We start from the raw sequence: 12497 nt of genomic DNA on the forward strand, positions 1-12497 counted from the left end.
CCCCGGTCAGGGCGGTTGGTCACCCCGGCGGGGCATCGGGTAGGCTGACGCGGTTGCCCGGGCAGCACCTGCCGGCGACCTCATGAACGTATCAATCCCAGGAGTATCCCGTGGCTAGCGTGTGCGACGTCTGTGGCAAGGGACCGGGCTTCGGCCACAACGTGCCCTGGTCCAAGAAGAAGACCAACCGCCGCTGGAACCCGAACATCCAGTCGGTGCGCACCCCGGCCGGTGGTGGCAACACCAAGAAGCTGCAGGTCTGCACCTCGTGCATCAAGGCTGGCAAGGTCACCCGCGCCTGACGCGGGGCACCAACCTCTGTCGTACGGACGCCTCAGGCGGCGGACCACCTCGGTCGTCGGCTGGGGCGTTTCTGCGTACAACGTCTTGTTTAGCGCAGGACGACCCGCAGTGCGGTCACCCAGGCTGTCCACCAGGTCGGGGTTGACCACACCGCAGTGTTGCTGTCTCCTTACTAGGACTTTCACCGCCCTGGATCAGCAGAGCATCATGCACAGGTGAATAGAGGAGGCTCGGGCGTAAACCGCATGGATTGGCGGATCTGTCCCGAGTATCACCAGACCTGGGTGCCTTCTGGCCTGTACCTGAGTGGCGAGCCGGGCGCGCAGGTACCGAGCGATGTCGTCATGGCCAAGCGGGTGCCGGGTTTGCTCCTGCTGCATCTAGTACGGCAGCCGCCGTTCGTGAGGTGACCTCGGATCGTCTTCGACTACGCCGCAGCACCGGAGCAGGACCGACCCGGGGGACTACTCCGCACGGTAGCCCGCCTGGACAGCAGCGGACAGCTCAACGTTCCCAGCGACCTGAGCCTCACCACGACCCAACTGGCGAACATGACCACCGCCGTCGGCGCCGCCGACATCGCCCCTGCCGTGCTCGGCGTTCTCGGCAGCATCAAAGCCGGCACATTCACCGACGCGCGGTCTTTCATCGAGAAGAACCGCGGCACACTGACCGTCGAGCAGAGACAGCAATGGGTTGAGGCCCTCTGGGACCTGGTCGTCGAGCTGCCTCGCTACGATCAGCAGCTGAATACGCTGATCGTAGCGGTCTATGAATGTGAGAAGGTTCCGGGCCCGCAGTAGAAGCAGCACACGCCCCTGCGCCGGGTGACCCTCAAAGCGTGCACCGACACCTGCCCGATCACAGCATGCGGCCGAAGGAGACGCAGCCCTCGGCGTCCTTGTAGAAACCGAAGTTCGGAATTCGGTCATAACCGGCGGAAGCGTACATGGCGATCGCCTCGGGCTGCCTGTCCCCGCACTCCAGGACGATCCGCTTGCGGCCGTGCTCCCGGGCGGAACGCTCGACGGCCGCGAGCACCGTGCGTGCCACGCCGCGCCCACGGGCCGCCGGGGCGGTGTACATCCGCTTCAGCTCGGCGGTGTCGTCACCGTGACTGCGCCAGCCACCGCAGCCGACCGGCTCACCGGCCAGGTAGGCGACGAGGAACGCGCCGTCCGGTGGCTCGAACTCGCTCGCGGCGACCGGGGTGTCGTCGCCGGTGCCGCCGTAGCGGACCGCCAGGTCGGCCAACGTGGCCTTGATCAACTGCTGTGCCACCGGCGCGTCGAAGCGCACCAGCCGGATCTCGATCTCACTCACGGTGTCCAGGGTACGGCCGTCGAGCGGCCCTATCGGAAGTGGTCCCAGCCCCGGGGCCCGTCGTAGGCACCGCCGTCGACGGTCACCCCGACCCCCTCGGTCACCACGCCGACGAGACGCCACGGCGGTGGCAACGCCACCGTCGGGGGGAAGGTCGCGGCCAGCGCGTGGTCCTCACCACCCGCCAGGAGCCAGGTGTACGGGTCGACGCCCAGCGCCTGCGCGGCGTCGGCCATCTGCCGGGGCACCTCGAACGCGTCACGGCGCACGTCGATCGCCACACCGCTGGCCCGCGCCACGTGCCCGAGGTCGGCGAGGAGCCCGTCCGAGACGTCGATCATCGAGGTCGCGCCGAGCTGGGCGGCCTGCGGCCCGGCCGGGTACGGGACCTGCGGCCGGCGGTACGCCTCGACCAGCAGCCGCGGAGTGCGGAAGCCCCGGCTGAGCACGGTCAGGCCGGCCGCCGCGTGACCGATGCGACCCGCCAGGGCAAGCACGTCGCCGGGACGGGCGCCGGAACGCACCACGGGCGCGCGGCCGCCGAGGTCGCCCAGCGCGGTGACCGCGATGGTCAGGGTGGGACTCGACGACATGTCCCCGCCGACCACGCTCGCGCCAACCGTGGCGGCCTCCGCGGCCAGCCCGTCGGCCAGGTCTTCGGCCCAGTTCGTCTCCAGGTCGGCGGGCATGCAGAGGGCGACCAGCAGAGCGGTCGGGACGGCGCCCATCGCCGCGACGTCGGCCAGGTTGGCCGCGGCGGCCCGGTGACCCACGTCGCGCGCCGATCCCCAGTCCCGCCGGAAGTGCCGTCCGTCGACGAGCACGTCCGTGCAGGCGACCACCCGGCCGTCCGGCGCGGCCACCACCGCCGCGTCGTCACCCGGCCCGAGCACTGTCGTCGGGCCCATTGACAGGCGGGCGGTCACCCGCCCGATCAGCCCGAACTCGCCGATCCCGGCCACGCTGGCACCACCGCCGACGTTCGACCCGTTCTGCCCGGCACCGCCGCGCTCGCTCACCGCTGCTCCTTGACCACCGATAGGGATCGGACCTGGTCCGTAAGGTAGTTTCACCCTTCGGGCCGCCTCCGGGCGGCGACGGACGGAGGTCGAGTCGTGGTACAGGCGTACATCCTCATCCAGACCGAGGTCGGCCGCGCACGCGACGTGGCGGGTGTCATCGCGGACATCGTCGGCGTGGTACGCGTCGACGCCGTCACCGGACCGTACGACGTGGTCGTCCTCACCGAGGCGAACACCGTCGACGAGCTCGGCAAACTCATCGTCAGCAAGGTGCAGATGGTGCCCGGCATCACCCGCACCCTCACGTGTTCGGTGGTGCGGCTGTAAGTGGACGAGATGACGACCCCCTCGGCTGCTCTGGACGACGACGGCAAGAAGCGGGAACCGGCGGACGAGTCGCACGAGCCGGCTGACGGTACCCACGCCGACACCGATCCGACCGTCGACGCGCCGGCCGGCCGGGACCGGACCGTCCGGGGAGCGGCACTGCTGGCCACGGTGATCGCGTTGCCGATCACCGTGCTGGTGGCTGTGCTGGCCTTCACCAAGCTCGCACCGGAGACGCCGGCCGCCGCCCCGAGCCCTTCGGCGAGCACCACCCGGGCGCAGTCCAGCGCTCCGGTCGAGATGGCCGCGCCGGCACTGGCCGGACGTCCGGCCACGGTCTGCCGCGCGCTGCTCTCCCAGCTGCCGCAGACCATCCGTGACCTGACCCAACGTCCGGTCACGGCGGGCCCGGAGCAGAACGCCGCCTACGGCGACCCCGCGCTCACCCTGGCCTGCGGAGGCACCGAGCCGACCGTCCCGGCCACCGACGAGGTCTGGATGGTCAACCGGGTCTGCTGGCACCCCGTCGAGGAGACGGACGTGACAGTGCTCACCACCGTCGACCGGGAGACTCCGGTGACCGTCCGCATCCCGCGCTCCTACCCGCAGCCGCTGCAGTGGGCCGCCCCGATCTCCAGCGCCATCGTGGCCTCGGTGCCCTCGGGCGGCGCCGTCCCCGCCGGCTGCAAGGGCTGACGCGACGACGCGCGACCCGCCACACGGGTCACGCGTCGAGGGCGGCGGCTCAGTGCAGGCCGATGCCGCGCCGCTGGGCGGTACGGATCAACCGGTTGACCAGCTTGGGATACTCCAGGCCGGAGGCCGCCCACATCCGGGGGAACATCGACGTCGGGGTGAACCCGGGCATCGTGTTGACCTCGTTGAGGTAGATGTCCAGCTCGGGAGTGACGAAGAAGTCGGCCCGGGCCAGACCGGCGCAGTCCAGCGCGGTGAACGCGCGGACGGCGTACTCCTGCACCTGGCGGGTCACCTTGTCCGGCAGGCCGGCCGGGATGTCGTACTCGCAGGAGTCGTCGAGGTACTTGGCCTCGAAGTCGTAGAAGTCGTGGTCGGCGACGACGCGCACCTCGGCCAGCACGGACGCCTCGGGGGTGCCACCGGCTTCACCCTCCAGCACACCGCACTCGACCTCGCGACCGATGATCGCGGCCTCGATGATGACCTTGGGGTCGAACTGCCGGGCGGTGGCGACCGCCTCGTCCAGTTGGGCCCAGTCGGTCACCCGGGTGATGCCGAACGAGGAGCCGGCGCGGGACGGCTTCACGAAGACCGGCAGGCCGAGCCGCTTCTTGTCCTGCTCGCTGAGCGTCATGCCGTTGCGCAGCACCGCGTACGAGCCGACCGGGATGCCCTCGATCGCGCAGAGCTTCTTGGTGAACTCCTTGTCCATCGCCGCGGCGGAGGCGAACACGTTCGCGCCCACGTAGGGGATGCCGGCCATCTCCAGCATGCCCTGGATGGTGCCGTCCTCGCCGTACGTGCCGTGCAGCACCGGGAAGACCACGTCCACGTCGGCCAGCGCCCGCGGGCCCTCGGTCGGGTCGAGCACCATGAGCCCGTTCCCGGTGGGGTCGGCGCGTAGCACGATGTCCGCGCCGGAGTCGGCGGTGATCTCCGGGAGTTGGCGGGCGTTGATGGCGAGCTGGGCAGGATCACCGCTGGTCAGCACCCACTGGCCGGCGCGGGTGATGCCCACCGGCACCACCTCGTACTCGTCGGGGTCGAGGGCGCCGAACACGCTGCCGGCGCTGACGCAGGAGATGCCGTGTTCCGGGCTGCGGCCGCCGAAGACGATCGCCACGCGGGTCTTGCCTGGGGTGGTCACTCCGGTCACCTCTTCGTACGCGACTGCGGCTGGTCGTGCTCGCCGGTGGCGCTCACCCGGTTGACCTTACTGTGCGTGGCGATCAGGCGCGGCGATACCCGGCGAGCCATGAACCGACACGGCATTCGGTCAACAGAGTATATACGGTGCGTGACGATTGATGAGGGCCGGAATCAGTCCCGTGAGTGCCGGCGACCGACCGCGATCACCTTGACCCGCTGCCGGCCGGCCCGGACCATGCCCAGCGCCATGAAGGCCCCGGCGATCCGGTCGGCGGCCTCCCTGCTGCTCGCGCCGACGACCTGGCGGCGGCGCTCGGGGGCGACCCGCTCGTTGCGGTCGATGCCCTCGACGGGACGCACGTCGGTCAGGACGACCAGGAAGCGGGTCATCGCCGACCCCCCGGGCGCGGGGGCGGAGACTTCGAAGCGGTACGCACGTCGTCTCCTTCCGGCGGGCTGGCGCGGGCGGCACGCGGCGATCGGGTACGGGGGAGAAACCCGATCGCCGCGCGCCCTATCCCCTCCGGTCGCTCACCACCACCGTCGCCACGACAACCGGCGGTGAGGACGCGATAACAGATTGACACGTCTACAGCCATGAATGCAACTCTCATCGGCCATCTCTCATGTACCCGTTCCCGTAAATGTGTGCGACCATCGATGCATGGCCCCGAAGACCGCCCGCGCCCGTCGACTCGGCATCGCCCTACGCCAGTTCCGGGAAGCCGCCGGGCTGACGCTGGAGACCGCCGCGGACGAGATCAACAGCACCCGCAGCACCCTCTCCCGCTACGAGAACGCCCAGACGCTGGTCAGCCCGGCCACCGTGCGCGCCCTGCTCACCTCGTACGGGGTGAACGCCGAGGAGGTGGCCGCCGCGGTGCAACTCGCCAAGGACGCGCGCAAGCCGGGCTGGTGGGTGTCGTACTCGTACCTGCTCGACCCGCGCACCATCGACTTCATCGCGCTGGAGGCCGAGGCCACCGCCATCTCCAACTTCGAGCCGTCGGTGGTGCCCGGTCTGTTGCAGACGGCCGACTACATCCGCGGAGTGATGCGCGGCGGCCCGCACACCCTCGGCGACGAGTTGGTGGAGCAGCGGGTGAAGGTCCGGCTCGACCGCCAACAGCGGCTCACCGCCGACACCCCACCCATCCTCGACGCGATCATCGACGAGGGCGCGCTGCTACGCCCGGTCGGCGACGAGTCGGTGATGGAGGGCCAACTGCGGCACCTCGTCAAGATGGCCGAGCTGCCGAACATCACCGTCCAGGTGATTCCGCTCTCCGCCGGCTACCACCGGGGCACCCGTGGCTCGCTGCACATCCTGGAGTTCGCCGATCCGGAGGACCCGATCATCGCGTCGGTGGAGACCGTCGCCGGTCAGATGATCCTCGACCGGGCGGGTGAGACGCGTACCTGCACCAAGATCATGGAGCATCTGCGCAGCGTGGCGCTCAGTCCGGCGGACAGCCGGGCGATGCTCCTGTCAGTCCTGAAGGGACGGTAGGACCGATGACACCGACTATCACAGCGGCGTTGGCCGCGGCAGCGTGGCGCAAGAGCAGCCGCAGCGGCGACGAGGGTGCCTGCGTGGAGGTGGCCACGATCCCCCGACTGGTCGCCGTCCGCGACTCCAAGGACCCGGCCGGCCCGGCCCTGCTGTTCCCCCCGGCGGCCTGGGCCGCCTTCGCCCAGGCTCCACCGCACCGCTGACCGCAGCGCTCCCGCACGACACCCGCGCCCCGCCGACCGGGCTGACACAGCCCGGGACGCGGGGCGCGGGCGGGTCAGAGCGGTCCTCGGTGTTCGCGCGACGGTCAGGCGATCAGCGGGCGGGGCTCCGGCGCGGCGCGTACCGCCTCCAGGGCGGCGATCGCCACCCCACGGGCGCCGGCCATGTCGCGGTCCGGCACGAGGGCGAAGGTGGCGACGGCGGCCTGCTCGGCGCGGAGCACGGTGTGCTCGCGGACCGTCGCCAGGAACCAGTCCCGGAACGCCGGCGCGGCTTCCACCACCCCACCACCGACGAAGTACGCGTGCGGGTCGGTGAAGTTGGCCGCCAGGGTGAACAGGCGACCCAGCGCCATCGCCTGCTGGGTGAAGAGGTCCCGGGCCAGCGCGTCACCCCGCTCGCCGTAGCCCCGCACGAGCTTCGCCGCCCGTGCCAGCGGCTCGGCCGCGAGGGGATGGTCGGGATAACGGGTCAGCCAGTACGGCAGCAGGTTGCGCTCGATGCCGGTCAGCGACGCGACGCTCTCGACGTCGCCGCTGAAGCCACAGGCGCAGGTCGGCTCCGGCTGCCCCGAGCCGATCAGGCCGCCCAGCGGGATGTGTACGTGACCCAGTTCCCCGGCCATGCCGGAGGCCCCGGCGATCACCTTGCCGCCCTCGACCACCCCGCCGCCGAGGCCCGTGCCGACGATCGCCGAGACCGACGAACGGGTCATCGCCTCGTCGCCGAAGTACACGTGGTGGGCGTAGAGCGCGGCCGCGTTGCCGTCGTTGTGGTAGATCACCGGCAGGCCGAGCCGCCGCTCCAACGCGCCCCGCACGTCGAAGCCACGCCAGGCCGGCTGGGAGAAGTTGGTCGAGCCACGTGACGAGATGACGCCGGTGGCGCTGGCGGGACCGGGGGTGTCCAGCCCGACCGCACGGACCAACCCACGCGGGACACCGGTCTGCGCCAGCGCCCCCTCCAACGCCCGCGCCAGGGCCTCGATCGCCGCCTCCGGGCCGGCCTGCACCTCGCTGGGGATCTCCAGCAGGCCGTCCACCAGGAAGCGGCCGTCCACGGTCAGCACGGTGGCGTTGTTGCTGGTGCCACCGTTGTCCAGGCCGACGACCACCGGCACCCCTGCGCTGCCCACCGCAACCGCCTCCCGCCCTCATGAGTGTGAGCCGAGGCTAGTGCCAACCCCGCTCCCCCGCCACGCCGCCCCGCACCGCCCGCCTCGCCACCAGGCGGGGAGGAGCACGGGTGCTCGGGTCGCCCTTTGCTCTGCTTCAACCCGGGAAACACCTGGCGTCCGGTAATCGGACAGCGCGGTGTTTCCTCCGTTGAAGCAGAGCAAAGGGCGCGAACAGCAGGTGCGTACCCAGCGCCGCCGCCATGACCGCGCGCATGAACGACCTGATCCCGCGCACCACCACGGCACCGACGGAGAGGTGGCAACTCAACCCGGGCGGCGAGCTGTCACCGCGGTGGCGTCGAGGTTCTCGTCCACCCGCACCGTCGGGATCAGTCCTGCGGCCTCGAACGACCGGCAGAGGTCGACCACCTGCGACTCGCCGGCCTCGACGATCAGGTGCCCGCCCGGGGCCAGCCAGGCTGCCGCCTCGACGCCCACCCGGCGTAGCACGGCGAGCCCGTCCGGCCCGCCGTCGAGCGCCACCGTGGCCTCGTGCAGCCGCGCCTCCGGCGGCATCAGGGCCACCGCGTCGGTCGGCACGTACGGGGCGTTGGCGACCACCAGATCGAGTCGCCCCCGCCAGTGTTCCGGCAGCGGGGCGAACAGGTCACCCTCGTACACCTCGGCGGCCACCCCGGCGAGGTTGCGGCGGGCGCACACCACCGCCGCCGGGTCGATGTCGGCGGCGGCCAGCCAGCGGGGCGCGAGCCGGCGTGCCAACGCGACGGTCGTGGCACCGGAGCCGCAGCAGAGGTCGACCACGGCCGGGGCGGGGCCGGTCAGCTCGGCCGCCAGCTCGACCAGCAGCGCCGTCCGGCCGCGTGGTACGAAGACGCCCGCGTCGACGGCGATCCGCAGGCCACAGAACTCCGCCCAGCCGAGCAGGTACTCCAGCGGCTCACCGGCCACCCGTCGGTCGGTCAGCTCGGCCAGCCGCAGTGGATCGTCGGTGGCGGCGATCAGGAGCTCGGCCTCGTCCTCGGCGTACACGCAGCCCGCGGCGCGCAGCCGGCCCACCAGGGCGGAACGGTCCACCGACGGTGACCCCACTCAGGCCCCTCCGCTGGCGTCCAGCGCGGCGGCGATGTCGGCGACCAGGTCAGCCGGGTCCTCCGCGCCGCAGGACAGCCGGACGAAGCCGGGAGCGGTGTCGTCCCCCCACTGCGCCCGCCGGTCCGCCGTGGTGTGCAGACCACCGAAGGAGGTGGCGGCCGCAACCAGCCGGGCGGCGTCGATGAAGCGCGCCACCCGATCGGCGTCACCCAGGTCGAACGACAGCACCCCGGGCATCCGGCGCATCTGCGTCGAGGCCACCGCGTACGCGGGGTCGTCCGGCAGCCCCGGCCAGCGCAGTCCCGTGACGTCCGAACGGGCTGCCAACAGGCCGGCGACGGCGGCCGCGTTCGCGGTCTGCCGGGCCAGCCGCAGGTCGAGGGTCGCCAGCGACCGGTGGGCCAGCCACGCGTCGAACGCGCCGGGAACCGATCCGGTGCTCGTACGCCACAGCGTCGCCGCCTCGAGCACCTCGGCCGACCGGCTGGCCAGGTAGCCGAGCAGCAGGTCGGAGTGGCCGGTGAGTGCCTTGGTGCCGGAGGCCACCACCACATCGGCGCCGAGGTCCAGCGGACGCTGCCCGAGCGGGGTGGCCGTGGTGTTGTCGACCGCGAGCAGGGCACCGGCGGCGTGCGCCCGCTCCGCCAGGGCGGCCACGTCGACCACGTCCAGACCGGGGTTGGCCGGAGTCTCCACCAGAACCAGCCGGACGCCCTCGAAGGACGGGTACGGCCCCACGGTCGGCACGAAGAGCACCCGTACGCCGATCGTCTCCAACACGGCCGTGGCGAACGCCCGCACGGGGAAGTACCCGTCGGAGGGCAGGACCACGGTGTCCCCCGGCCGCAGCAGGGTGAACAGCGCCCCGGTGATGGCCGCCTGGCCACTGGCGAAGACGCGGCAGTCCCCGCCCTCCAACTCGCCCACCGCGGCCTCCAACAGCCGCCGGGTCGGGTTGTCGGGGCGACCGTAGCCGTTCGGCGACGTGCCCTGGCCCTGCCACGGGTCGAGGTGGTACGGCGCGGCGAAGACCGGCCCCGGCAGGAACGGATCACCCGGCGCCGGCTCGGGCAGACCGGCGCGGACGCAACGGGTGCCGTCTCCCAGTTCGCTCATCGAATCCTCACTCGTACGACTCGGGCTTGGCGGTACGGCTCATCAACGCCCGGACGGCGAGGCGCGGGTCCATCCCCTCGTGGCAGATCCGTTCGACGTGCTCGGTGATCGGCATCTCCACCCCGTGCGCCCGGGCCAGATCGCGGATCGCGAGGCAACTCTTGACGCCCTCGGCGGTCTGTCGCGTGGCGGCCTGGGCCTGTTCCAGCGTCTCGCCCCGGCCCAGGTGCTCGCCGAAGGTGCGGTTGCGGGCCAGCGGGGACGAGCAGGAGGCGACGAGGTCGCCCATGCCCGCCAGGCCGGCGAAGGTGATCGGGTCCGCGCCGAGGGCCACCCCCAGGCGTGCCGTCTCGGCCAGCCCCCGGGTCATCAACATGGCCCGGGTGTTGTCGCCGAAGCCCATCGCCGTCGCGATGCCGTACGACAGCGCGATCACGTTCTTGACCGCGCCGCCCAGCTCGCAGCCGATCACGTCGTCGTTGGTGTACGGGCGCAGGTACGGCGTCCGGATCGACGACTGCACGAGCACGGTCCGGTCGGCGTTCGTCCCGGCCACGACCGTGGCGGCCGGCTGCTCGGCGGCGATCTCCGGGGCCAGATTCGGGCCGGAGACCACCACGACCCGGTCCGCGGCGACCCCGGCGGTCTCCACGATGACCTCGCTCATCCGCTTGGTGGTGCCGAGTTCGATGCCCTTCATCAGCGACACCAGGGTCGAGTCCGGGTGCAGGTGGCCGGCCCACTCGGCGAGGTTGCCGCGCAGGGTCTGCGACGGCACGGACAGCACCACCACCTCGGCGCCGCTGATCGCCTCGGCGGCATCGGTGGTGGCGGTGACCCGGGCCGGCAGGAGCAGGTCCGGCAGGTACTCCGGGTTGCGCCGCTCGACGCGGATGCTCTCGGCTACCGGCGCTCGGCGGGCCCAGACGGTCACGTCCCGCCCGGCGTCGGCGAGGATCTTGGCGAAGGCGGTGCCCCAGGAGCCGGCGCCCAGGACGGCGACGTGGCCGCTCATGCCGGTTCGCCCTGAGGCCGCTCGACGGACGGGCGGACCGGTCGTTCCCAGAGCGGCGGCGGGGTGCCGCCACGGATCTCCGCGAGCATGTCCCGCAACCGCAGCATGATGGCGTCCGTCATCTCTTCGAGGGTCTCCCGCGTCGGAGGCGCGTCCGCCCAGCGACTCAGGTCGACCGGCTCGCCGGCCACCACGGTGACCGGAATCCGGGGGCGCGGGTTGAGCCGACTGGTACGCGGGTCGAAGATCCGCTCGGGGCCCCACATCACCACCGGCACCACGGGCGCGCCGGTGGCCAACGCCAGCCGGGCGGCACCGGTCTTCGCCTTCATCGGCCACAGCTCCGGCTGCCGGGTGGTGGTGCCCTCCGGGTAGATCACGACCGCGCCGCCCGCGTCGAGGGCGGCGACCAGTGCGTCCAGCGACCGGACCGCCTCCACGCTGCCCCGCTCGACCGGGATCTGGAGGCACCGGTGCAGGATCCAGCCGACCACCGGCACCCGGAACACGCTGGCCTTGCCCAGGAACTGCGGCCACCGGCCGGAGTCGTAGACGAAGTGGGCGGAGACGAGCGGGTCGGCGTGTGAGATGTGGTTCGGGACGATGATGATGCCGCCGTCCCCGCCGAGGTGCTCCTGGCCGCGCCACGTCCGCCGGGTCCAGATGGTCATCACCGGCTTGACCAGCCCCACGGCGAACCGTTGCCAGAACCCCAGCCTTCGCCGTGCCACTGTGCCTCCTCGTCGCGCCCCGACCCCGCCGCGGGGCCCCACCCGCAACACCCGCAGCGGAAATCATGCCTGCTCGCCCCCGGTACGGCCAGCGAGGGTCCCGCCGCCCGGCTGGCAGGATTGCGGACGTGAGTCAGCCGAGGTGGACCGTCGTCGTGCCGGTGAAGCGTCTGACCGAGGCCAAGAGTCGGCTGCGGGGCGGGCTGCCCGGCGTACCGCATGAGGAGCTGGCCCTGGCGCTGGCGGCCGACACCCTTCGTGCGGTGCTGGCCTGCCCGGCGGTCGCCGAGGTTCTGGTGGTGACGGACGACCCTCGGGTGGCGCGGGCGACGCGGGCCGCCGGGGCGCGGACGCTCGCCGACCTGCCGGAGGCTGGCCTGAACGGCGCGTTCCGGCGCGGCGCGGCACAAACCCCGGCGCGGTGGGTGGCCGGGCTCACCGCCGACCTGCCGGCGCTGCGCCCGGACGAGCTGGCCGCCGCGCTGCTCGCGGCGCAGCGCGGCCCCGAGGGGGTACGTCGGTTCGTCGCGGACGCGCCCGGCACGGGAACGGTGCTGCTCGCCGCGCCGCCGGGCGTCGACCTCGACCCACGGTTCGGGGTCGGCTCGGCGGTGGCGCACGAGGCGAGCGGGGCGCTGCCGCTGACCGGCGACTGGCCGAGCCTGCGACGCGACGTGGACACCGCCGAGGACCTGGTCGCCGCCGCCCGACTGGGGGTGGGACCACGCACCGCCGCGCTGCTCGCCGCCGCCCGACCGGCGCCCGTCACGGGCTGACGGCCACCGCCCGAGGAGCCAGCCGCCGGAACGGCGCCGCGGGGCCGGACCCCACCGGTGTACGGTGCCAT

The 12497-nt window shown here is 72.3% G+C and carries 16 protein-coding genes; 7 read left to right on the top strand and 9 right to left on the bottom strand.

Translation table 11 applies throughout. The annotated features are described in order from the left end of the window. Nucleotides 1-110: 110 nt before the first annotated feature. Together rpmB and ACGFH9_RS16105 are read left to right on the top strand one after the other, a co-directional pair. Complete coding sequence (gene rpmB / locus ACGFH9_RS16100) at nucleotides 111-302, top strand: 50S ribosomal protein L28 (RefSeq protein WP_091671657.1); 192 nt, start codon at nucleotides 111-113, stop codon at nucleotides 300-302. Between the two features lie 552 nt (nucleotides 303-854). Beyond that, complete coding sequence (locus tag ACGFH9_RS16105; protein ID WP_393219511.1) at nucleotides 855-1106, top strand: hypothetical protein; 252 nt, start codon at nucleotides 855-857, stop codon at nucleotides 1104-1106. Between the two features lie 58 nt (nucleotides 1107-1164). Here ACGFH9_RS16105 and ACGFH9_RS16110 read toward each other — a convergent pair whose 3' ends face one another. Beyond that, entirely contained in the window at nucleotides 1165-1626 is a 462-nt protein-coding gene (locus ACGFH9_RS16110; protein ID WP_393219513.1) for a GNAT family N-acetyltransferase, read from the bottom strand. A 29-nt stretch (nucleotides 1627-1655) separates the two neighbouring features. Beyond that, entirely contained in the window at nucleotides 1656-2588 is a 933-nt protein-coding gene (locus tag ACGFH9_RS16115; RefSeq protein WP_393219717.1) for a thiamine-phosphate kinase, read from the bottom strand. Nucleotides 2589-2741: 153 nt separating this feature from the next. On the opposite strand from ACGFH9_RS16115, the gene ACGFH9_RS16120 reads away from it, so the two are divergent. Together ACGFH9_RS16120 and ACGFH9_RS16125 are read left to right on the top strand one after the other, a co-directional pair. Further along, nucleotides 2742-2975 (top strand): Lrp/AsnC ligand binding domain-containing protein, encoded by a 234-nt coding sequence (locus tag ACGFH9_RS16120; protein WP_393219516.1) that lies wholly within the window; start codon nucleotides 2742-2744, stop codon nucleotides 2973-2975. After that, a complete protein-coding gene (locus tag ACGFH9_RS16125; RefSeq protein ID WP_393219518.1) occupies nucleotides 2976-3671 on the top strand; it encodes a DUF3515 family protein in 696 nt (231 codons plus the stop codon). It abuts the gene before it with no gap. A gap of 49 nt (nucleotides 3672-3720) precedes the next feature. Here the strand turns inward: ACGFH9_RS16125 and ACGFH9_RS16130 are convergent, their stop codons facing one another. Both ACGFH9_RS16130 and ACGFH9_RS16135 read right to left on the bottom strand, forming a co-directional pair. Further along, the gene (locus tag ACGFH9_RS16130) at nucleotides 3721-4821 is read right to left on the bottom strand and encodes a D-alanine--D-alanine ligase family protein (protein WP_393219521.1); all 1101 of its coding nucleotides are present in this window, start codon (nucleotides 4819-4821) and stop codon (nucleotides 3721-3723) included. 173 nt (nucleotides 4822-4994) lie between these two features. Beyond that, the gene (locus ACGFH9_RS16135; protein WP_088946586.1) at nucleotides 4995-5213 is read right to left on the bottom strand and encodes a hypothetical protein; all 219 of its coding nucleotides are present in this window, start codon (nucleotides 5211-5213) and stop codon (nucleotides 4995-4997) included. A gap of 274 nt (nucleotides 5214-5487) precedes the next feature. Between ACGFH9_RS16135 and ACGFH9_RS16140 the strand changes: the two genes are divergently transcribed. Continuing rightward, on the top strand, nucleotides 5488-6333 hold the full coding sequence (locus tag ACGFH9_RS16140) for a helix-turn-helix domain-containing protein (protein ID WP_393219523.1): 846 nt from the start codon (nucleotides 5488-5490) through the stop codon (nucleotides 6331-6333). Nucleotides 6334-6338: 5 nt separating this feature from the next. Then, nucleotides 6339-6539, top strand: coding sequence for a DUF397 domain-containing protein (locus tag ACGFH9_RS16145; RefSeq protein ID WP_355232994.1), 201 nt, complete (start codon nucleotides 6339-6341; stop codon nucleotides 6537-6539). Nucleotides 6540-6643: 104 nt separating this feature from the next. On the opposite strand, the gene ACGFH9_RS16150 is transcribed toward ACGFH9_RS16145, so the two are convergent. The 5 genes from ACGFH9_RS16150 to ACGFH9_RS16170 form a co-directional block, all read right to left on the bottom strand. Then, on the bottom strand, nucleotides 6644-7693 hold the full coding sequence (locus ACGFH9_RS16150; protein ID WP_393219526.1) for an ROK family protein: 1050 nt from the start codon (nucleotides 7691-7693) through the stop codon (nucleotides 6644-6646). Nucleotides 7694-7999: 306 nt separating this feature from the next. Continuing rightward, complete coding sequence (locus ACGFH9_RS16155) at nucleotides 8000-8770, bottom strand: putative protein N(5)-glutamine methyltransferase (protein ID WP_393219529.1); 771 nt, start codon at nucleotides 8768-8770, stop codon at nucleotides 8000-8002. 15 nt (nucleotides 8771-8785) lie between these two features. Then, nucleotides 8786-9904, bottom strand: a complete 1119-nt coding sequence (locus ACGFH9_RS16160) for a cystathionine gamma-lyase (RefSeq protein ID WP_393219532.1) — start codon at nucleotides 9902-9904, stop codon at nucleotides 8786-8788. A 7-nt stretch (nucleotides 9905-9911) separates the two neighbouring features. After that, nucleotides 9912-10919, bottom strand: coding sequence for an NAD(P)H-dependent glycerol-3-phosphate dehydrogenase (locus ACGFH9_RS16165; protein ID WP_393219535.1), 1008 nt, complete (start codon nucleotides 10917-10919; stop codon nucleotides 9912-9914). Then, on the bottom strand, nucleotides 10916-11650 hold the full coding sequence (locus tag ACGFH9_RS16170; protein ID WP_393219538.1) for a lysophospholipid acyltransferase family protein: 735 nt from the start codon (nucleotides 11648-11650) through the stop codon (nucleotides 10916-10918). Before ACGFH9_RS16170 ends, ACGFH9_RS16165 begins: the two co-directional genes overlap by 4 nt. A 128-nt stretch (nucleotides 11651-11778) precedes the next feature. Here ACGFH9_RS16170 and cofC point away from each other — a divergent pair, with 128 nt between their 5' ends. Continuing rightward, the gene (cofC, locus tag ACGFH9_RS16175) at nucleotides 11779-12426 is read left to right on the top strand and encodes a 2-phospho-L-lactate guanylyltransferase (protein WP_393219540.1); all 648 of its coding nucleotides are present in this window, start codon (nucleotides 11779-11781) and stop codon (nucleotides 12424-12426) included. Nucleotides 12427-12497: the final 71 nt, after the last annotated feature.

This window comes from Micromonospora sp. NPDC049102 (assembly GCF_043197485.1).
Taxonomy (GTDB): domain Bacteria; phylum Actinomycetota; class Actinomycetes; order Mycobacteriales; family Micromonosporaceae; genus Micromonospora.